The organism is Alphaproteobacteria bacterium US3C007 (assembly GCA_034423775.1).
Classification (GTDB): Bacteria; Pseudomonadota; Alphaproteobacteria; order Rhodobacterales; family Rhodobacteraceae; genus Thalassovivens; species Thalassovivens spotae.
The window spans coordinates 3,345,931-3,366,335 of the sequence record CP139918.1; the positions used below are offsets into that span (position 1 = coordinate 3,345,931).

Annotated in this window: 18 protein-coding genes; 3 read left to right on the top strand and 15 right to left on the bottom strand. The window is 47.4% G+C overall.

What is annotated here, in order from left to right:
- Positions 1–57 precede the first annotated feature (57 nt).
- Genes UM181_16010 through UM181_16025 form a run of 4 tightly spaced genes read right to left on the bottom strand, consistent with a single transcriptional unit; the run spans position 58 to position 4,231 of the window.
- On the bottom strand, positions 58–1,266 hold the full coding sequence (locus UM181_16010; protein ID WQC62796.1) for a beta-ketoacyl-[acyl-carrier-protein] synthase family protein: 1,209 nt from the start codon (positions 1,264–1,266) through the stop codon (positions 58–60).
- Positions 1,263–1,520, bottom strand: a complete 258-nt coding sequence (locus UM181_16015) for a phosphopantetheine-binding protein (GenBank protein ID WQC62797.1) — start codon at positions 1,518–1,520, stop codon at positions 1,263–1,265. The genes UM181_16010 and UM181_16015 overlap by 4 nt, the downstream gene beginning before the upstream one ends.
- Before the next feature lie 12 nt (positions 1,521–1,532).
- Positions 1,533–2,654, bottom strand: coding sequence for a UDP-3-O-(3-hydroxymyristoyl)glucosamine N-acyltransferase (gene lpxD, locus UM181_16020; protein WQC62798.1), 1,122 nt, complete (start codon positions 2,652–2,654; stop codon positions 1,533–1,535).
- A gap of 11 nt (positions 2,655–2,665) precedes the next feature.
- The gene (locus tag UM181_16025; GenBank protein WQC62799.1) at positions 2,666–4,231 is read right to left on the bottom strand and encodes a L,D-transpeptidase family protein; all 1,566 of its coding nucleotides are present in this window, start codon (positions 4,229–4,231) and stop codon (positions 2,666–2,668) included.
- A 345-nt stretch (positions 4,232–4,576) separates the two neighbouring features.
- Between UM181_16025 and UM181_16030 the strand changes: the two genes are divergently transcribed.
- Together UM181_16030 and UM181_16035 are read left to right on the top strand one after the other, a co-directional pair.
- Positions 4,577–5,149, top strand: a complete 573-nt coding sequence (locus UM181_16030) for a DUF882 domain-containing protein (protein WQC62800.1) — start codon at positions 4,577–4,579, stop codon at positions 5,147–5,149.
- A gap of 187 nt (positions 5,150–5,336) precedes the next feature.
- Entirely contained in the window at positions 5,337–6,704 is a 1,368-nt protein-coding gene (locus tag UM181_16035; protein WQC62801.1) for a hypothetical protein, read from the top strand.
- A 98-nt stretch (positions 6,705–6,802) separates the two neighbouring features.
- Here the strand turns inward: UM181_16035 and UM181_16040 are convergent, their stop codons facing one another.
- From UM181_16040 to UM181_16055, 4 genes are all read right to left on the bottom strand, one after another.
- Positions 6,803–8,104, bottom strand: coding sequence for an HlyD family type I secretion periplasmic adaptor subunit (locus UM181_16040; protein ID WQC64783.1), 1,302 nt, complete (start codon positions 8,102–8,104; stop codon positions 6,803–6,805).
- A 13-nt stretch (positions 8,105–8,117) separates the two neighbouring features.
- Positions 8,118–10,232 (bottom strand): ATP-binding cassette domain-containing protein, encoded by a 2,115-nt coding sequence (locus UM181_16045; protein WQC62802.1) that lies wholly within the window; start codon positions 10,230–10,232, stop codon positions 8,118–8,120.
- 425 nt (positions 10,233–10,657) lie between these two features.
- Complete coding sequence (locus UM181_16050; GenBank protein ID WQC62803.1) at positions 10,658–11,137, bottom strand: hypothetical protein; 480 nt, start codon at positions 11,135–11,137, stop codon at positions 10,658–10,660.
- A gap of 234 nt (positions 11,138–11,371) precedes the next feature.
- Positions 11,372–12,376, bottom strand: a complete 1,005-nt coding sequence (locus UM181_16055) for a Fe(3+) ABC transporter substrate-binding protein (GenBank protein ID WQC62804.1) — start codon at positions 12,374–12,376, stop codon at positions 11,372–11,374.
- Between the two features lie 220 nt (positions 12,377–12,596).
- Between UM181_16055 and UM181_16060 the strand changes: the two genes are divergently transcribed.
- The gene (locus tag UM181_16060; protein WQC62805.1) at positions 12,597–13,169 is read left to right on the top strand and encodes a heme-binding protein; all 573 of its coding nucleotides are present in this window, start codon (positions 12,597–12,599) and stop codon (positions 13,167–13,169) included.
- Between the two features lie 84 nt (positions 13,170–13,253).
- On the opposite strand, the gene UM181_16065 is transcribed toward UM181_16060, so the two are convergent.
- From UM181_16065 to phnC, 7 genes are all read right to left on the bottom strand, one after another.
- Complete coding sequence (locus UM181_16065) at positions 13,254–14,087, bottom strand: universal stress protein (protein ID WQC62806.1); 834 nt, start codon at positions 14,085–14,087, stop codon at positions 13,254–13,256.
- Between the two features lie 261 nt (positions 14,088–14,348).
- Positions 14,349–15,869: a tripartite tricarboxylate transporter permease gene (locus UM181_16070; protein ID WQC62807.1), complete on the bottom strand. Its 1,521-nt coding sequence runs from the start codon at positions 15,867–15,869 to the stop codon at positions 14,349–14,351.
- Between the two features lie 11 nt (positions 15,870–15,880).
- Positions 15,881–16,372 carry a tripartite tricarboxylate transporter TctB family protein gene (locus UM181_16075; GenBank protein ID WQC62808.1) on the bottom strand — a complete coding sequence of 164 codons (492 nt, stop codon included), beginning with the start codon at positions 16,370–16,372 and terminating at the stop codon, positions 15,881–15,883.
- Between the two features lie 74 nt (positions 16,373–16,446).
- Entirely contained in the window at positions 16,447–17,415 is a 969-nt protein-coding gene (locus tag UM181_16080; GenBank protein ID WQC62809.1) for a tripartite tricarboxylate transporter substrate binding protein, read from the bottom strand.
- Between the two features lie 486 nt (positions 17,416–17,901).
- Positions 17,902–18,714: a phosphonate ABC transporter, permease protein PhnE gene (gene phnE / locus UM181_16085; protein WQC62810.1), complete on the bottom strand. Its 813-nt coding sequence runs from the start codon at positions 18,712–18,714 to the stop codon at positions 17,902–17,904.
- Positions 18,714–19,529 carry a phosphonate ABC transporter, permease protein PhnE gene (phnE, locus tag UM181_16090; GenBank protein WQC62811.1) on the bottom strand — a complete coding sequence of 272 codons (816 nt, stop codon included), beginning with the start codon at positions 19,527–19,529 and terminating at the stop codon, positions 18,714–18,716. Before phnE (UM181_16090) ends, phnE (UM181_16085) begins: the two co-directional genes overlap by 1 nt.
- Positions 19,530–19,531: 2 nt before the next feature.
- Positions 19,532–20,335, bottom strand: a complete 804-nt coding sequence (gene phnC, locus UM181_16095; GenBank protein WQC62812.1) for a phosphonate ABC transporter ATP-binding protein — start codon at positions 20,333–20,335, stop codon at positions 19,532–19,534.
- Positions 20,336–20,405: the final 70 nt, after the last annotated feature.

Genomic DNA, 20,405 nt, shown 5'->3' on the forward strand with positions numbered 1-20,405 from the left:
CCTGTCAAAGTAAATCGCTGGCATAAGCCTGCCGAAGCATCACGCTTCTATATTGGGCTAAAACTTTCGCAAAGCAATAACAGCATTTAGACCACCAAATGCAAAGGCATTGCTGAGCGCCACGCTCACAGACGCCTCCCGCGCAATGTTGGGCACAACGTCCAGCGCGCATTCCGGATCTGCCTCTTCATAACCGATTGTCGGGGCGACAACGCTATCGCGCAATGCCATAATACAGGCCAAAAGTTCCACCGCCCCCGTGCCGCCGATCACATGACCATGCATGGATTTCGTAGAACTGATCATCAAATCATCCGCATGGCGCCCAAACACCGTTGCCACGGCTGCGCATTCGGTTTTGTCATTCGCAGCTGTGCCCGTGCCATGCGCATTGATATAGCCGACATCTTCTGGATTAAGACCTGCATTTTTTAGCGCACCCGCGATTGCACGTTCAGCCCCCTGTTTAGATGGCATCACAATATCAGCGGCATCCGAGGACATCGCGTAGCCAACAACTTCAGCCAGAATTTCGGCCTTGCGGGCCTTTGCATGTTCCAATTCTTCGAACACAAATATTGCAGCGCCCTCGCCCTGCACCATGCCATTGCGATTGGCCGAAAAAGGGCGGCAGGCATCCCGGCTCATCACCCGCAAACCTTCCCAGGCTTTAACACCCCCAAAACAGAGCATGGATTCAGATCCCCCCGTTACCATTGCGGGCGACATGCCCGAGCGGACCAATTGAAAAGCTTGCGCCATGGCGTGATTGGAACTGGCACAAGCGGTTGACACCGTAAAGCTGGGCCCCTTCAAATTATATTCCATCGAAATATGGCTCGCCGCTGCATTATTCATCAGCTTGGGCACAACAAACGGATGTACGCGGTTTTTACCTTCTTCATATACGGCGCGATAATTGTCATCCCAGGTGCTCACTCCGCCGCCAGCAGTGCCCAAAACCACACCCGATGTCGCGGCAAGTTCTCCAGTAAAAACCAAGCCAGATTGCTCTAACGCCTCTTTCGCGGCCAATAAACTAAATTGCGTAAACCGATCATATAGAACCAATTGCTGGCGATTGAACACCCCTTCAGGGGTAAAGTTGCGTACCTGCCCTCCGATCTGAATTGACAACCGCTCTACGTCGCGAAACGTGACCGGAGCGATGCCGCAGCGCCCCTCACGCATCGCCTCGAAAGTTTCGTTGACAGTATGCCCAAGCGCGTTGATTGTGCCCGCGCCTGTAATCACAACCCTTTTCACAGCTTTTTTGCCATCAATTCTTGAATTCCAGCAATGATTGTTGCCACGGATGAGATGTCAAAATCACTATTTTGCGGATCATTCGCGTTGAAGGGTATTTGAATGTCAAAGGTTTCTTCTATTGCAAAAATACTTTCGACCAGCCCCAGACTATCGATCCCCAAACTGTCTAAACTGCTGTCTAAGGAAACGTCCTCGACTTCAAGAACCGCAAGTTCAGCTATGATTTCAATAACTTTTTTTTCCACATTCATGACTTCAACCTTCTAATTCTTATCCTTAAAAGATTCATCTTTTTGATTTAAAAACCGGGCTTTGAACTCTGCAAAATCGCGCATCAAGCGCGGCAAGCGGCGCAAAGCCTTATAGGCCTCAAGGTGGCTGTCCATCTTCATAGCTGGATAGCCCAGCATAACGCGCCCCGCAGGAACATTAGAAAGCACTTTCGTTGCGCCGCCTGTGATCACGTGATCACCAATAAATAAATTATCGCTCACCCCCGTTTGCCCGCCCAGCACAACATGTTTGCCAATTCGGGTTGATCCCGCGATCGCCACCTGCGCGCAAATCAAACTGTGTTGATCAATCGTCACATTATGACCGATTTGAACAAGATTGTCGCATTTCACACCATCACCGAGAACAGTATCGCGGATTGTACCGCAATCAATGCATGTATTGGCCCCCAGTTCGACATCATCGCCAATGGTAACGCTGCCCAAAGAATGCACCCGCGCCCAGCTCTGCTGCTGAACCGAGGCGGTTTGATCGCCCAAGGTTGCACGGGCAGCCTCAACGCCTGAAATCTCTTGAGTCACGAACGAAAAGCCATCCGCCCCAATAACAACCCCTGGCTGCGCGATAAAGCGATCCCCAATCCTCACACGCGCGCCAATTTTAACACCCTCTCGCAGGCGCGCATGATCACCCAAAACGCTAGAAGCGCCGATATGACAATAAGGGCCTATCAAAGAGTCATCGCCTATTTCAGCGTTTGGACCGATATAACAGAAAGGACCGATGCAAAGGTTTCGCCCAAGCTTTGCGCTCGGATCAATCACTGCAGATGGGTGAATGCCCAGCGGTACAGATTGTCCAGGATCAAGCATCTCGGATAGACCCGACAACGCAAATTTCGGGCGCGGCGCCAAAAGCGCTGCGCGTAATCCAAGCGCTTGCCAATCCGCCCCTTCACGCAGCATCGCCATTTCAGCCGCACCTTCGCTAAGTTGGGCTTCATAGGCGGACGACATGGCCAGAGCCAGTTGGCCTTGCTTGGCGCTACTGGGTTCTGAGACGCTCTGCACGCGCAAGTTCGGGTCCCCCTTCAGCGTAAGGCCGAGAGACGCCGCAATATCTTTAAGTGTATACGCGATTTTTTTTTCCATTTCAGACTGGTTTAGCCTTGCGTGGCCTCTAACGCCAGCCCTGCCATCCGTAAGGCCTCAAAAATACGCGCGTCACGGCCGTAAATATCGCGTCTGAACCCAATCCGTCCATCATATTCTGTAACAGCGGTGCGATAGATAATGTGAACAGGAACTGGGTTTTTAAGGATAATGCTGGCCTCTTTGCCCGCATCTAAAAGCCGGTAAAAATCGCCAACGGGATCGTAGCTTTGGTCTGACAATAGCTCAAACGCAAAATCAAAAGGCTGATGCAGGCGAATACAACCATGGCTGAAAGCCCGCGTTTCTTTCGCGAATAAGGCTTTAGAGGGAGTGTCATGCAAATAAATATTATGCGGGTTGGGCAGCATAAACTTTACCAACCCAAGCGCATTTGTTTGCGATGGCAGCTGCTTTAAATCAAAGGGGAAGCTGTCTTGATCATAGGCCAAAAAATTAACAAAGTCTCGATCAACAACCTGCCCGTCTGGATCATAAAGCGTAAGATAGCTATGCGCGCTTGGATCTTCCTGCAGCTCAGGCAAATATTCATTTAGCGTTATCGATTTTGGAACATTCCAAGTTGGATTTATAACCATATATTCCATTACATCTGAAAACTCTGGACTGCGCTGATCATCAATATCCGCGCCCACCACCGAGCGAGTTTGGAATCTTACCGCGCCGTTTTCTATCAACTTGACCGTGTAATCGGTTAAATTCACCACAATTTGGCGATTTTGTTTCGGATGATTAATCCAACGTTCCCGTTCCATGGCGACTTCTATAGATTGCAAGCGCTGCGATAGTGGAACGTTCAACTCAGCAATCGTATTGCTGCCGGCGATGCCGTCAGGCGATAACCCATGATCTTTTTGGAAGCGTTGAAGCGCCAACCGCAAATCACCATCAAACCGAGCAGAAGCCGTTTGCTTCAAGTAGCCCTGTGATATCAATCGGTTGCGAAGTTGAACAACTTGATCTCCCTCGGCACCTTTGGACAGCCGTTCATCTAACAAAACCGGCCCCCATGGTGCATCCAGACGCGCCTTAAGCAGTTTTTGCCGCGCCTTCATCAGGTTCTTATAGGCGTCGCTTTGCGGTGGTAAGCTGTTTAAAACGGCTTTTGCCGGTTCTGACACAACCCGTTGCAAAAGCTCGCCTTGATTAATGCGCGGCAACTTTCGGAAGATCAATTCGTCCACTTTGCTGGGCTTTAAAAGACCGGCATGAACGTCTTTTGCGTATCGTAAAAAAGCCATTGTAAGCTGGCCTTCTAAGATACCCAATTGCCTTCCATCTTGGCTGCGCTTTTTAAAAAGCCCTAAATCAGCCCTATAGCGCCTCATAGGCAACGCGTGCAAATCAGCCTGTTCCAGCGCTGTGAATAAAGCCGTGCGTCGCTCAGTAGCGGCGGTTCCCTGCCCTATCCAAACCGGCATGAAATTCCGGTTTTGGTAAAAACCTTCAACTTCTTTTTCGCCTGCTACTTCTTCTAGCAAGCCCAATTTAAACGCAAAATCAGTCAGTTCAGCCCGCACGCTCTGCGCGAAAACCGTAAAAAAAATGACGCACAAAAAACACAGTTTAATAAAAAATGATCTTTTTATCTGCTCGTCCTGCTGGCCGACCATCGCTTTTCCCACCCTTGGTATTCCGTGTGCCTTTATAAAGCATATGTAGTTGATTGGAAGCACAGATCACGTCACTTTTTGGTGACGGATCTTTTAAAACTAACCCAATTTCACGGATTTTAGATTAAAAAGACCGCAGAATAGAGGCAAAAACTGCCCTAAAAAGTGTCAGACACAACCTATCGGTAAATAAAATCTTGGCTAATGCTCTCTTTTATGGCAAGAAGCGATTTGTGGGTGAGCACGTTTTGATCGCCTGTGCGAAATATTTAAAAAGGGCTCTCGGGAATGGATCACACGCAAAACTGCACCGCGATATCGCGACGCTTTTTGCTTGGTGCATTTGCGGCAACGCTCGTGTCGGCCGCGCCTACCTTTTCCAAAGCCGCTAGTTTCCTGCGCAGATCAGGCGATATTCGTAGCCTGAATATGTATTCAAAGCGCAGCGGCGAGCGGGTCAATACGGTCTACTGGATCGACGGGCATTATATTCCTGAGGCTATCGACGAAATCAATCGCATAATGCGAGATTGGCGTCGCAACGAAATTAAACAAATTGATTTGCGCACGATCGACATCATGGCAGCCAGTCACCGCCTTTTGGACACGGATGAGCCATATCAGCTGCTTTCTGGGTATCGCAGCGCTAAGACAAATGCGATGCTGCGCCGTCAATCGCGTTTGGTGGCCAAGAAATCTTTGCATATTTCTGGGCAAGCTGCGGATCTTCGACTGTCATCGCGATCAGTTCGTCAACTTTCCAAAGCTGCTAATTCTTGCAAGGCTGGCGGCGTTGGGCGTTATTCACGGTCAAATTTTGTCCATGTCGATTGTGGTCCCCTGCGCAGCTGGGGCAGATAAGCCCGGTTTAAATCACCTGAGATGTGTTAAGCGATAGCCGTGCCAGCTGTATTGAATATTTGTTAATAAAATCTCTTTCAAGAAACGGGATTTAAAATTAAAAATTCTATCAAAATTAAAATTTTAATCCCTAAAAGCGCTAAACAAAATCGCCTGCGGTCGTTTCTATTCCTGAAGGAGATCCGTCATGCCAGCTTTTGAACTTAACAGAACATCCGATCTATCGGCAGCTATGACCTGTTCATCCGTTGCAGCCTCTCTTGAAGAGACCTCTTCCATTTCATCCAAAGCAGAGCTGGCCGAGATTGAAACGGGCGGTGCGTCAGATACTCAGTCTTTGATCAATCCTATCTTGTCAAAGCTGTTGATCAATCTGTTTCAAAAGGGCGAATACGAATCTGTTGTTTCATCCGCAGGCCAGCTTTTGAGCGAGTTTCCAGAGTCCATCTTTCTGCATAACGTTATGGCGGAAAGCTATTCGAAACTGGGACATGACGTAAAAGCAATTTTTCACTATGAACAAGCGATCGAAATTAAACCCTGCCCCGCAGAACACAACATGCAACGGGACAACAAGGTCAACTATCATAACAACCTGGCCGTATCTCTCAAATCGCTTGGATTGCTGGATAGATCAGAGCAACATTTAAAAGCTGCTCTTAAGATCAACCCGCGCTTCTCTCCTGCCTATAATAATTATGGTAACCTATTGAACGATCGCGCCGATATTAAGGGCGCGCAGGATTGTTTTTTGAAAGCGATTGATATCGATGAGAATAGTTTTCGCGCCTATTGGAACCTGCACTCTACGGTAAGCGATGCAGAAACTGCACAGGCAATTGTGGAAATGTGCCTCAAGGCAGAGCCTATGTATCGTGACGCAATTTTTACGCTAGCCGGTATGAACGCGTTCAAGGGCGATCGAAGCCATTTTGACTCGTTAATGAAGAGCGAATTATCTGACGACCCAATCTTGAAAAGTATTGAATGGGTGTTGTCTTTGGAAGAAAAGCCCAGCTTACATTTTAATCGCTGGTCGATTTTCGACCTTGCCACATCTTTATCAGACCAGTCACGCCCCTTTTATGAGTTTGGTGTTTGGATGGGAGACTCGTTCAGGTATTTGATGAAGAGTTATGAAAAAGGATTTGGGTTTGATACGTTTGAGGGCCTGCCCGAAGATTGGCGATCTGTTCCCAAAGGGTCATATAGCAGCTTTGGAACAGTGCCAGAAATTCCCGGAGGTGAGTTCATCGTTGGTGAGTTTGACAAAACTTTACCAACCTTTTTTGCAACTGAACGCCCAAAAGCTGCATTGATAAATCTTGATGCAGATCTTTATGGATCAACCTTGAGCGCGCTTAAAAATGCACGATCTGTCATAGATGAACAGACGGTGATCATTTTTGATGAATTGATTATCAACAAGGGTTGGCAGCAGGATGAGTTTAAGGCGTTAAATGAGTTTTGCGCGCTCTTTGATTTGCGATATGAAGTCCTTGCACTGTCTCTTTATACCAAACAGGTGGTGACGCGAATTTTACCCGCAAGTTGAGCTTACCGTTTAAATAAAAAGGTTCGGATTTAGCTCGAAATGGACCATGAGGGCCCAAGCATATCGGGTCTTATTCCTGTCTTCGCCATTCCAAACGCTTAATCCCTAAAAGCACGCTTTTGAACACGCGCAACAGGTTGCGCGAGGTAATCCAGGACGGTCCTTTTTCCGGACAATATATTGAATTCTATTTCCATCCCAGGCCTTAAGCGAGGCAGGTCTTGAACAACCCCGGACGAGTTCCTTTTGATCGAGATTCTTGTGAAATAAAACGACTTATCATATTTTGATGTCTTTATAACATCCGCAGAAATTCTTTGAACATAGCCATCCAAATTGGCAAATTGGTAAGAATCTTTGGTAGTTAAACGCAATTTCACTTTATCGCCTTGCGCAATATTGGGTAAATCCTTTGGATCAAGCTGCGCATGAACCATCAATTCAACAGCTTTTGGAATCAGCTCAGCAACAACCTCGCCCTTTTTAACCAAGGCATTTTCCGACATAAAATTTATCTGATTTATTACGCCACCAACAGGCGCATAAATTGAATGCCGTGCCAACGAAGTTTGTAGAATTGGCAATAGCAACAAAGTTTCGCTCAAGCTTGCCTTCAATTTGGCTTGCTCTGTTAATGCAGAAATGCGTTTGGCTTGCCGCATCTCTTTCTCTTGTTCTTGAAGTTCATGGCGCTGTGCCCGAACCTGTTCAAGCGCAAACGGCAGGGCAGCAGCTCTTGAAAGAGTCTCGGCATGCTCTTTGAGCAAGGTCAAAAGTTGAACCTTTGACCTCACACCTTTAGCCACGAGCTTTTCAACCTTTTTAAGGTGCAGCTCTTGAAGGCTTAAGATATACTGAAGTGCCTTATCCTTTGCCTCGATACTTTTAATTTCACTGCTGCGCTGAAGAATTCGTTGTTTTAATATTGATATTTTCGCAGCAAACTCAGCCTGTTCAGAATGATAAAGCGCGATTTGATTTTGAATGAAATCTTGACTTGCATGCGTATCGAAACCAAAAAAATTTAGCTTATCAGAGGTAAGTTCCGCACATACACGCTGCAATTGAATTTTCAAATGGTCTCGCTTTAAAGCGGCCTGTTGATAGCGCATGCGCGCCTCACTTGAGTCCAATTCAAATAGGGCTTGCCCCTGTAGAACCCGATCACCCGGCTTCACCAAACGCTTTAAAATCACCCCGGAAACGGCGGTCTGAACATGTTGGTTTGAATTTTTGGAAACCAGCACTCCATTGCCGCGCACAACGCGGTCAATTTCAAACGTTGCGGCCCAAAATAAAAGGCCACCAAGCAGCGCAATGATCGTTAAAAGCAAAGCAGAGTAAAACACAAAACGACCAAAAGGCTTTTTCGGGTGATCTTTACCGCCAATATCCGTCACACGCGCATCGCAGTCAGGTCTTCGCCATGAGATTGCTGGGATGTTGATCAGCAACAATCTGGCCCTGCTTAATCACCAACACGCGATCGGCAGCTTTGAACAAGGCGCTGCGATGGGTGACTATGATCATCGTTTTATCCGATCTCATATGGATAAGATTATCCGCAATATGACCCTCCGAGGCTGGATCCATTGCGCTCGTCGGTTCATCCAAAAGCAAAATTGAAGGGTCGTGCACGAATGCGCGGGCCAGGCTAACCGCTTGTCGTTGCCCTCCTGAAAGAACGGCTGTTTTATCAGAAAGACCGGCGATACCCTCAGACTGCTCGCGAGAGATCAAACCAGACAAACCCCAGAACTGGGCCAGCTTCGTCATATCGGCATCCGTATGACGCAGAGCGCCCGTTTGAATATTTTCTTGAATGCTGCCAGAAAACATCCATGTATCTTGCAACATCACACCAATATTCTGTTGCCTATCCTGTCGATCCAATTGCCGGACACTTACCCCATCCACCAAAACCTGCCCTGAACAGGGCTGCAAAACACCTGCAATCAACTTTAGGATTGTTGACTTTCCGGATCCCATTTCACCAAGCAAAACAACGGTCTGACCCGCATAAATTTTAAACGATAAATTCGAAATTAAGGGTTTGGACCCGCCTTTAAATTTAAAACTGACATCGCGAAACTCGATCGCTCCCGATAATTGAGACCGGCTTATAGAAGATGTGCGGTAACGTTGGAGAGGGAAATCATGCAATAAATCGTTCAACGAGGTATAAGCGCTGATCGCCGCATTTGCCCGAGTGAGCGCATGCGTCAATTGCGCCAATGGTGCCAAGGCGCGCCCACCCAAAATCACCGCAGCAATCAGTGCCCCTTGAGAAATATCACCGTTTTTTATCAGAAAAACACCAAAAACCACGGCAAAGACTTGTGCATATTGCTGCACCGACATTGAAAAATTTATGAGAAGCTGACCACAAGTTCGAGACGATGCACCAGTATCAAGCTGTTCGCGCAATGCCGCTAGGTAGCGTGTTTTCATCAAAGCACCAGCTCCAGTTACGCCCACAGTTTCAAGACCAGACAGGGTTTCAACCAAAATCGCTTGCTTTGCTATCGCATGTTGCTGAGAGAGCCGTGTGAAACGCGATAAAAACGGCTGCATAACCACCCCCGCGACAAACACAACAGGCAGCGCAATAAGCCCTATATACGCCAAGGGCCCGGCTATTATCGAAATGACATAGAGAAAAAATAGCGCAAAGGGCAAATCAACCAAAAGCACCAGACTCGACGATGTGAAAAACTCGCGGAGGGCTTCATATTCGCGCACAACACCCGCCAGCATGCCTTTCTTAAGGGTGTATTCGGTTGCAGATAAAGATAGTATTCGATCAAAAATACGAACCGATACATCATAATCGGCAATGCGGCTTGCTTGATCGATAAACAAGGCTCGGATGTAACGGATCAAAAAATCAAAACCCAGAGCAATCACCACACCAACGGTTAGGGCGATTAAGCTTTCAATGGCAGCGTTTGGGATTACCCGATCATAAACCGTCATTGTGAAGATCGAAATTGATAGCGCCAAAATATTTGTCATAATTGTGGCCAATAAAACTTGCCAATAAAGCCACTGGCTTTTTAGAAATGCCGAAAAAAACCAATGGCCTTTTTTCTTTTGCCATTCCGCATTGCTTAATTTCTGCACCCGGAGAACAACTCCGCAATAAAAAGCTTCAAAACGCGCATGCCCAATCCTTTCTGGATCAGTTCTATCGGCGTAACGCAGCAGGTTAACGCGTCCATAAGGCTCTACGCCTAATATCACAAAGGGATTGTTACTTTTGTCAAAGGCAATAAGTGGGCAAAGTTGATCCGGCAGATGCTCGATCGCACAATCAGCCAGCTGGGCACGAAAACCAAATCTCTCCAAGGCGGTGCAGGCTTCATAAACCCCAAACTCACCTTCTTTCACACCTGCAGAACATCGGATCGACGCAAGGCTTTGGTCGTGCTTATAAACGCGACAAATTTGTTGAACCGCACCCGCAAGGCAAAGCGGCGAGGCTGGCTGATCATTTCCCTTTGGAGGGCTTAATTTTGTATAATGCATAGCATTTGGGCCCAGCGGTTCCTGTTACGGACAAAAGCTGGCCAAGCTCTGACATAATTTTAGTCTGCGGTTAGCCAGAATTAGCCCCAAGCTTTTGAATTTTAGTTCTCAATCCATAGACCAATGAGGCTTAAGAAAAGTTTTATTGTTAAAATGCGTTGCAATCGTATTTCTATTCTGGGCATCACTTTGCGTATCTTTAGGTCACAAATAATAGCTTAAACGCACGAAATTCGCGTTGAAAATCAACTGATTTTTATCGACATCTAGGCATTTCAATTGAATTCAATTCAATTCTGGCAGACCATTTGCCTTTGCCGATCAAGTGAATTGGGACCCAAAATCAACATTGGCGGAAAGGTCATAACTCATAAAAAGGGAAGCTCTCTTAACTTGAAGCTGATCGGCTAACACGCATCATAAGCTCAATGCCAGTGTTTGCAAAGCGAAGGCTGCGCCTGCACGACCCTGATATTTATGGCAATCAGACGTAAATTAAGGGCAAGATCCATCGCAAAATTCAGTAGGATTAGTGCAACCTCAGGGCGTACAAAATTGCAGGCCATTAAAAAAGCATCTTCACGCTGCCCCTCCAAAGCGTAGCCCAGAAAATTGACAAATCCCGATTCATCTCCACCAAGGGATTTACAATTCACACAATTTAAAACGAAGGGTCTGCGGCCATGGCTAGAACAGATTGCAAACACGCTTTCAAACGCCGAAAACGCCTGCTTTGCGCGGGTTGGTCCTAAACTTCGTGAAAATTCATTCCAAATTTCCGCCTGCGCCTCTGGCCCCGCCCACCAAAGCCGTAAATACCGAATACAAAGCGCCTCATCAGGGGTTAGGTCTTGGACTAAGCCAACCGGCGCCGCCCCTCTGATACCCGCTAGATTTTCTGTCATGTGACACCTCTTCTCATTCAGACAATACCAACGGATCTTAGTAAGGCTTTTACCTGCTCGCGCGCCCGTGAAGCTGGGCAAGGGCTGCAACGAATTGCAAAAGAAAACAGATCTCTTTAACGGAGCTTCATCTACCCCGGCCCAAAACCACCCCTACCCGGCCATGATTTAATTTGACAGGAACGCGGCGTGATAGGCCGGCCCAGCTTTAATACTGGGCCCAGCACGATGTGCTTACCCGTCAAAATCCACAACTTCAGTGATTTTCAAGGCAAGTTTGCGCCGCGCGGCCAATTCCATCAGATTCACATCATCTGCCTGAAACGCGCCCCACCCCTTAACCAATTCAGCTGGCTCAGTGTTCGGAGCGATTGGATATTCATAATTGGCAGTCGCATAGACCTCTTGCGCATCAGGAGATGTCAAAAACTCCATAAACTTAAGCGCGTTTTCTCTATTCGGAGCATATTTCGCCATGGCTACACCGGAAATATTTACATGCGTACCGCCATTTTCAAACCTAGGAAACAACACATTGACGCTGTCTGCCCAAGCTTTTTGTTCAGAATCCGCAAGCATTTTACCCATATAATAGGTGTTCCCAATAGAAATATCGCATTCACCTGCCCAGATGGCCTTAACCTGCGCACGATCATTGCCTTGAGGTTTGCGCGCCAAATTAGCCTTAACACCCTCAAGCCAAGTTTGTGCACCTGCCTCACCGTGGTGATAAATCACCGCCGACATAAGCGCCAAATTATAGGCATTGGTGCCCGAACGCGTGCAAAGCCTACCGCGCCATTTTGGATCAGCAAGATCTTCATAGGTTGTCACTTCACCCGCAGCAACACGTTCTTTGCTGGCATAAACAATACGAGCCCGCGTGGTTAACCCAAACCATTCCTTGCCCGGATCCCGATACAGGCTGGGCACGTTCTCTTCCAGTAATGCGCTCTCAACCGGCTGCGTTAACCCCGCGTCTAACAAAGCCGCAAGGCGCGAAATATCGACGGTTAGCATCACATCAACAGGGCTGCGTTTGCCTTCTGCTTTCATGCGCTCGACCATACCTTTTTTAAGATAAGCCGCATTCACTTTGATACCGGTTTTTTCCGTGAACGCATCGGTGAGTGGCTTGATCAATTCTGGTTGACGATAAGAATAAACGTTCACGTCCTCGGCTTCAGCAGCGCTTGAGAGAACGAGACCAGCCGCGATCAGTTTTACAAAAGATTTCATGTTATATTTCCATATTTTTTCAGTTGATAAACCATCAATATATTTGTTGACTATTTTTGTAAAGAATTAATCTTGATAAAAATAGTAAGAAAAAAATAAATTAACCCTTTACGTGGAAAAAAGAACCCTCAAAACCCATATGAAAGAATTAAAATATAATATTAACAATAGCTAAAAGACACGCAATTGATTCAACACAGCCAAAAGCTATATCTCTAACATGATAGTAATTTCACGTATGGTGACCATTAGCCTTGTGGTTTGGGCGTTGTTTTCCGGAGGCGCTATGGCCTATGAAGAGCCAGAATATAAACTTTTGCAATCAAATGAAGCGTATGAAATTCGTCATTATAAAGACCGGCTTGCTGTTCAAACCATTCAGGGTCACGGCAGCAATTCGGCGTTTCGCCGATTATTTTCGTATATTTCGGGCACCAATGAAACCTCTTCGAAAATTTCAATGACCGTTCCGGTAACGCAAACCGACCAAAACGGTGCGACGCAAATGCAATTTTATTTGCCTCAAGCCTTTACCAAAGAAACGGCCCCAGCACCTTCACACGGCTCCGTAAAATTGGTTACGGTGCCCGGCGGATATTACGCGGTGATGCAATATTCTGGTAGGTCTACCAACAAAAATTATCAAGCTCACGCTGCGCGTCTTAAGCGCCATTTGCAAGACGCTGGCGTCAAAATCCTGGGCGCATCGATTAAAGCAACCTATAACGGACCGTTAACGCCGTTTTTCATGAGACGGAATGAAGCGATCTACCCGATAGACTGGCAACCTTAATAGAATGTCTGGGTTGCGCAGCCAACCCGGCGGTCCAGACGCATGTGATGGTTAGGCAACTGCGTATTGGAGGTCTAAAAAACGCTAGTGGCTCATCAATACGGGAATTTCGGCGCCAAGCGAAATATCCTGTGTCACCCCCCCAAATAACCCTTCGCGAAGCGGCGAATGTTCGTAAGCGCCCATCACCAAAAGGCCGGCATCAACGTTGCGGCAATGCTCTACAAGAGTTTGCGAAATGGTTTTTTTAGACAGCGGTATCTCACTAATTGTAACGTTCCAGCCATGGTTTTTAAAAAGCTTCCCAATATCAACGCCTGGGGTTGCCTCGGCAAGCGGCATCCGCCCGATCGACACAAGATCAACGTTATGACCGGCTTTTAAAAATAATTTAGCATCAGCCAGCGCCCGCGCCGCCGCCCGCTTGCCATCCCACGCAATCACGATGGTTTTATCAAAACAATCCACCGGAGGGTTGGATGGAAACACCAAAACCGGCCGCCCACTTTCCAAAGCGATTCGGTCTGGAAACAGCTCTAAATGCGACAGATTATGCGCAAAGCTTTTTTCATGCATTCCCAAAATTGTCAGATCAAACAGACGAGAATACCGCGTAACGGTGGTTTGAACAGATCCCCCGCTATTTATCCATGTTTTCTTTTCCGCTGGAACAACCTGACATATCTCATCAAATTTTTCTCGAATATCATCACTGGGACTATCTGCAGCTTCCACGATTGCATCCTGCATTTTTTGAGGCATCCACGCCTTATGCAACTGCCGCGATAAAAATGGATTGCCATGTGCAAATAAACCGGTGAGATCCGTATCAAATCGCTGTTGAACCTGCACAGCGCCTTTCAACGCCGCATCGGATCCAGGCAAGCCATTATAGGCCACAAGAATATTTTTAAGCATGTAACATCCCTCTTTCTAACGCGAACCGGAAGGTCTTAAACGCGTTTTTAAACGCTGCCTGCGATACATCTTGTAAGATTTTGTGACATACCTCTCGTGCAGAGCGTAAGTTAAAGGTTTTTAAAAAAACCGCACTTAGATTAAAAATTACACTCTGAAATAAGGCACGAAATCCCAAAATATGCCTAAATGAGCAGCAGATATAACAACTGAATATCTGGCCAACACGACGGTTTATTTGCACCAAGAAAAGCCCCCTTTCTACGATTGCGAGCTGACCGAGGCAGCCCGTTTTCGAGATAGAAAAAACTTTAAAAAAGGCAATAGAAACAAAATGATACTTATACCTAAAAAGGTTGCGGATAATGGCCGCTCAACGAAGGCGAAAATGTTTCCTTGCTCGGCAATCAATGTTTGCCGAAAGCTTTTTTCCATTAACCCCCCCAGCACCAAGGCCAAAACCAAAGGAGCCAAGGGATAATCCGCTTTTCGCAAAATATACCCACAGACACCAAAGCCAATAATCAACCAAACATCATGAATTTTTTGGCTTGGTGCGTAGCCTCCAACCAAGCAAAGCAAAAACACCATGGCGCATAAAACGCTGAAAGGCATCCGCAACGCCCAAACAAAAACTGGGATTAACGCCAAATTGACAATAACGGCCATAACATTGGCGGTATAGAGTGAGGATATCAAGCTCCAAACAAACTCAGATTGTTCAATGAACAGCATGGGCCCCGGAACCAACCCCCACATCACCATGCCGCCAAGCAGCAAAGCCGTGGTCGGTGAGCCAGGAATTCCAAGCGTCAACATTGGCAATAGTGATCCGGTTGATGCCGCATTATTGGCGGTTTCTGGGGCGGCCACGCCTTCAACCGCGCCCTTTCCAAATTTCTCAGGGGTTTTTGACGATAATTTTGCCAAGCCGTAAGACATAAGCGCAGCAGGGGTGGCGCCTGCAGCAGGCAACATACCCACGAAAAACCCCAGAAAAGAACCGAAGCTCATCGTTTTCCAAAGCTTATTCACCTCTTTCAAACCAGACCAAATATCTTTGAAAGACAACTTTGCTGACGTGACAGAGGGGGCCGTTTTCTGCGTTTCAATCGTATATAAAATTTCCCCCACCCCATAGGTGCCAATCGCCAAAACCAGAAAACTGATACCCGAGTAGAAGCCAGGTTGATCAAAGAAAATCATCCGGGGTTGCCCCGATATCATATCCAAACCAACTGTCGATAAAATCAAACCTAAACAGATCATAATGATCGTTTTATAGACGTCATCGCCACCCAGCCCAACAAATGTGGTGAAGGCCAACAACACCAAGGTAAATTCTTCTGCTGGCCCAAAGGCCAGCGCCAGATCTGCCAGCGGTTCTGCAAAAAGTGTAAATAAGATAATCGAAATTGTTCCGCCAATAAACGAGGCGGCCGCCGCCGTTAACAGCGCCAGCCCGGCTTTGCCCTGTTGCGCCATTGGCCGGCCGTCAAACGTGGTTGCCACTGCGGTTGACGCGCCAGGAATACCGAGCAGAATAGAGCTTACTGCGCCGCCATACATCGCGCCATAATAAATAGCTGCAAGCAAAATAATCGCCGAGGATGGTGGCACGATAAACGTTAAAGGAAGCACAATCGCAACGCCATTTACCGATCCAAGCCCCGGCATAGCCCCAATGAATAAACCTGCAAAAACACCAATGAATACGATCATTAGGTTTAAGGGTTGCAAAGAAATCGCAAAGCCATTCGCCAAATGGTTTAGTAAATCCATCTTAGGCTCCTTTAGAAAAACTGCGCGTAAAGCGGAATAAAGACAGGCTCGGTAATGCCTTTCGGCAAAAGAATTCTGAGCGTCACCTCAAAGAAGAAGAAAAAGAACACAGCGGTGGCGATGCTCATAAAAAGGCTTAACCCCCATCCATGCCCACCAAAAAAACGCAAATACCACAAGGTAAAGGAGGGAAGCGCGATATAGGCCCCAAGCCAAGGCAAAAGCGCCACGGTTATCACCAAGGCCAGCGTAACGATCAGCACTGATCGCAGCATTTCAGGATCAAAAAACGAACCTTCGCTTTCCGATTTTGATTGATAACTCCGGCGTAAAATACCTACCGACGCCAACAGCATGATAACTGAGAGCCAAAACCCAAACGCCCCGCCGCCCGGACCACCCGTCATGCCATTCCACCCGATGGGTAATTCGCTGGCATACCACATAAAATATAGCGATAAAAATATTAGGAAACACGCGATGATACGATCAGCAAGCAACATTTGAGCGCCCTTTTATCAAAATGACGGCCGCGCAATCGCGACCGCCTGGTTTCTTAACGTCCGTTTAAAACCGATCAGTTTGAAACGTTTAACAGCTGCGCATGTTTGGCACGTTCATCCAAGAAATAAGACTGCAAAGCATCTCCCGTTAGGAAATCTGCCATTAAAGCTTTTTCTTTGGTGTAGGTCTGCCATTCAGAAGAAGCCGCCAATTTTTCAAACATACCTGTGTAATACTCCACAGCGTCTGGGGCCATATCTTTGGGCGCTACGAAAGAGCGTTGCATCCAATACACCAAGTCGTGACCTAATTCGCGCATGGTCGGTGTTTCCGGGAACACCTCAATCCGGTTTGGCGTAAAGGCCGCGATCGGCACAAGTTTTCCCGCTTTGTAAAAGCCCAAAGCCTCAGACGGGTTGTTCACGGATGAGTTTATGACTCCGCCAACAAGGCTTTTTGCCACCGCCCCGCCCCCTTTGAAGGGAACATACGTCACCGAGATATCAAACTCTTCTTCCAACATGGCTGTAACCAGGCTGTCTTCTTGTCCAGATCCCGTGCCACCCATTTTCCAAGCGCCACCTTCGGCTTTCACCGCAGCAACATATTCTTCGATTGTGGTGATGCCCGTATCTGCGTGGACCCACAGCACAAACGTGTCCAGCGCCATCCGTGCTATCGGCGTAAACTCTTCGATATTCACCCCAATATCTGTGCGCAATGGCGTGGTGTAATAGCTGTTTAGCGTGGCCATAATCACATGATTATCACCGGCTTTATCCTTCAGATACCGCAGCGCTTCAGCGCCCGATCCCCCGCCTTTATTCACAGGCAAAACGGGCATATCTGCTAAGTTTTCCTTTTGAATGATGCTCTGAAACAATCGCGCAAGCCGATCAGCGCCGCCGCCCTGCCCCGCCATAATAACCATTTCAACCGGCTTTTGCGGCTTCCAATCGCCGGCCAATGCAGGCAAACCTGTCGCCAACGTCAAAGATGCAGCCACCAAAGGTGTAAAGAGGCTCTTCAATACTAGTCTCATTTTTTAAAACTCCTATTCGTTTAAAGCGGGGCCAGTCACCCAGCCAAAAAACCTAACCATATCTCAAAAAGCGGCCCGAAAGCCGGTTTCTATCCAAAGCAATTACTTCAAAGTAATTTTATTTCAATAGATATGTCTTTTATAAATTTTTATTGCTTGCTTAATTTTTTTTATTCAAACAACGAGTATGTTGCTCTCATCAAAAAACTCTTAGAAAAAGCTCTTTAATAGACCTTACCGCAGCAGAATTTTCTAACAGAAAGCAAAAGTGTCACGAGCTAGGTCGATAGAAAGGCATGGTTAAAATATAATTTAATAAAAAGGCGTAATCCTTCGCACAGTGAAGGATTACGCCTTTTTATTACCTTAATGGAAAGCAATGCCTCGTAACGAAGCCTGGTTCCTAATCGCCCAATTCACTCCGGCGCCAAACACCCCACATGGCATATTATCAACGCCGTGACACAGCGGCCTAGGCTTTGCGTTTTAAATAATCGCGCCGCGTACCTTTGCAGACACCCATTCCGAAATAAAAACGGTGATCAGAATCACAATGAGAATCATCGACACTTGCGTCCAAGCCAGCGTGTTAAGCGATCCATTTAATTGCAGGCCGATACCACCGGCCCCAACCAATCCTAAAATCGTTGACTCGCGAATATTGATATCCCAACGGTAAATTGCAACACCTGCGATGGTGGGCAGCACTTGCGGTAAAATCCCGAAGATCATCTGCTGCGCTTTATTGGCGCCAGTGGCCTCGATGGCCTCAACTTGCGTGTGATCAATTTCTTCAATCGATTCATAAATCAATTTGGCGCAAAACCCTACCGATCGTAAACCTATTGCGATCGTTCCAGCCAACACGCCTGGCCCTAGGATGAATACCAAGATAAGCGCCCAGATCAACGAGTTTACTGATCTTGAAGAAACGATGATAAAGAGCGCTATCGTACGCACAATTATATGCGGTGTGGTATTGCGCGCTGCAGCAAATGCGACGGGGCCTGCAATGACCATCGCAATGACGGTGCCCAAAGTCGCAATATTAAGCGTATCCCAGACGGGTTTCCACAATTGATCGAGGTAAGACCATTTGGGTGGGATCATACGCGAGACGATATCTGCACCTTGGCTCGGCGCATCCGCAACAAAAAACCAAATGGTTTTTTCTGAAATCATCTGCCACGCATAGGCAATGATGGCCAAGCTGACCAGCCAAAAGAACCACCGGATCCATTGCTCTTTAGAGGTGCGGTGTTTCCAAGACTCGCCAGCGCTGGTTTGATATGAAGGCATTATTGTACCCACTTTCTCATAAAGCTTGAGGTATATTCCAATCCCATTACGATCAAGATTATGATCAAGAGAATTGCGGCAGCCGTGTCGAACTCATACCGAGAGAAGGCTGTGTTCAAAGTGGCGCCAATACCGCCGCCTCCAACGATCCCGACAACGGCGGATTCGCGAAAATTAATGTCTAACCGATAGACCGATAGGCCAATCATTCGGGGCATCACTTGTGGCTGGATGGAATAATTTACCCATTGGAACCAATTCGCGCCGGTGGCTTTGACCGCCTCGGCCTGAGATGCACTGCAATTCTCGATATCTTCGGCAAGCAGTTTTGCGTAAAATCCAATCGTTCCCAAAGCCAGCGCAACGAAACCCGCAAAAGGCCCAAAGCCAAATAGCTTCACCGCGAAAATCGCCAAGATAATTTCAGGAAAGGTTCGAGAGCCCGCGATAATGCCTCGGCAGAAGAAATACACCCAGGCCGGTGCCAAGTTCCGAGCAGCGCCAAGGCCAACAGGAATGGATAACGCGATGCCCGCGACCGTGGAAATAATTGCCATCCAGATGCTTTCGGCAATCCCTTCCCAAACAACGCCCCGGTTATCGGCAAAATTTGGGGGGAAGAACGAATCTAAGAAGCGTTGCGCGCGCGGCAAGCCTTCTTTGATACGTTGGATATCGATATCCATCGTTCCCAGAGCCGCTGCCAAATAAATTGCAACGCCGAGAAAAAGCAACCACCTTAAAAAATCATTTTCAATGAAAGGGGCTTTTTTCCAAACACTCGGATAGGCCGTATTATGCGAAGCGTTTTTCATCTTCAAAACTCTTCTTTTGTATCGTCATCATCATCCTCATCTTCGCTCGCCTTGATGGTGGCCGACCAATCTTCTTCACCGTAGATGCGTGTCAGCACCTCGGGCGACAAACCATCCGGTGGGCCATCATAAACAACAGCGCCAAGTTCGAGCCCAACCACACGTTGCGAGAACATTTGCGCCAAAAACACGTCATGTATGTTAATGATCGCCGTCAGCCCGCGCTCTTTGCACAGCTCTTGTATCAGCCGCATAATTTGGCGCGATGTTTTCGGATCAAGGCTGGCTGTGGGCTCATCCACAAGCAACACATCAGGATCTTGAATCAAGGCTCGGCAAATACCCACCCGCTGCCTTTGCCCGCCGGAAAGCTCATCCGCGCGTTTATCGGCCATATGTTTAAGCCCTACGCGATCGAGCAAACGATACGCTTCCTGAATATCGGCGCTGGGGAATTTTCTGAAATAGCTCCGCCAAAAACCCACATAGCCCAGACGGCCAGAGAGAACATTCTCCATCACGGTGAGCCGTTCAACAAGCGCATATTCCTGAAAAATCATACCCATTTTGCGGCGTGCGCGCCGCAGCGCTGCAGACGAAAGCCGCGTTAATTCTAAGTCTTTCAGCTTTACGCTGCCCGAGCTTGGTTCAACCAACCGATTGACGCAGCGGATAAGCGTTGATTTACCGGCCCCAGAGGGACCGATCAGGGCCAGTACCTGCCCTTGCGGGACATCAAGAGTAACGCCTTTAAGTGCATAATCACCTGTATCGTAGCGTTTCTTTAAATCACTTAATTGAAGCATTCTATCTCTCAGTCTTTATCAGTCAAAAAAAGCGAGCCAGGTTGTAGCTTAACCTGGCTCGGCTCAATAT

Excerpts from the sequence above, each read along its gene's own strand:
- UM181_16015 (WQC62797.1), bottom strand. The coding sequence starts at position 1,520 with ATGAATGTGGAAAAAAAAGTTATTGAAATCATAGCTGAACTTGCGGTT.
- lpxD (WQC62798.1), bottom strand. The coding sequence starts at position 2,654 with ATGGAAAAAAAAATCGCGTATACACTTAAAGATATTGCGGCGTCTCTC.
- UM181_16030 (WQC62800.1), top strand. The coding sequence starts at position 4,577 with ATGGATCACACGCAAAACTGCACCGCGATATCGCGACGCTTTTTGCTT.
- UM181_16035 (WQC62801.1), top strand. The coding sequence starts at position 5,337 with ATGCCAGCTTTTGAACTTAACAGAACATCCGATCTATCGGCAGCTATG.
- UM181_16045 (WQC62802.1), bottom strand. The coding sequence starts at position 10,232 with ATGCATTATACAAAATTAAGCCCTCCAAAGGGAAATGATCAGCCAGCC.
- UM181_16050 (WQC62803.1), bottom strand. The coding sequence starts at position 11,137 with ATGACAGAAAATCTAGCGGGTATCAGAGGGGCGGCGCCGGTTGGCTTA.
- UM181_16055 (WQC62804.1), bottom strand. The coding sequence starts at position 12,376 with ATGAAATCTTTTGTAAAACTGATCGCGGCTGGTCTCGTTCTCTCAAGC.
- UM181_16060 (WQC62805.1), top strand. The coding sequence starts at position 12,597 with ATGATAGTAATTTCACGTATGGTGACCATTAGCCTTGTGGTTTGGGCG.
- UM181_16065 (WQC62806.1), bottom strand. The coding sequence starts at position 14,087 with ATGCTTAAAAATATTCTTGTGGCCTATAATGGCTTGCCTGGATCCGAT.
- UM181_16070 (WQC62807.1), bottom strand. The coding sequence starts at position 15,869 with ATGGATTTACTAAACCATTTGGCGAATGGCTTTGCGATTTCTTTGCAA.
- UM181_16075 (WQC62808.1), bottom strand. The coding sequence starts at position 16,372 with ATGTTGCTTGCTGATCGTATCATCGCGTGTTTCCTAATATTTTTATCG.
- UM181_16080 (WQC62809.1), bottom strand. The coding sequence starts at position 17,415 with ATGAGACTAGTATTGAAGAGCCTCTTTACACCTTTGGTGGCTGCATCT.
- phnE (WQC62810.1), bottom strand. The coding sequence starts at position 18,714 with ATGCCTTCATATCAAACCAGCGCTGGCGAGTCTTGGAAACACCGCACC.
- phnE (WQC62811.1), bottom strand. The coding sequence starts at position 19,529 with ATGAAAAACGCTTCGCATAATACGGCCTATCCGAGTGTTTGGAAAAAA.
- phnC (WQC62812.1), bottom strand. The coding sequence starts at position 20,335 with ATGCTTCAATTAAGTGATTTAAAGAAACGCTACGATACAGGTGATTAT.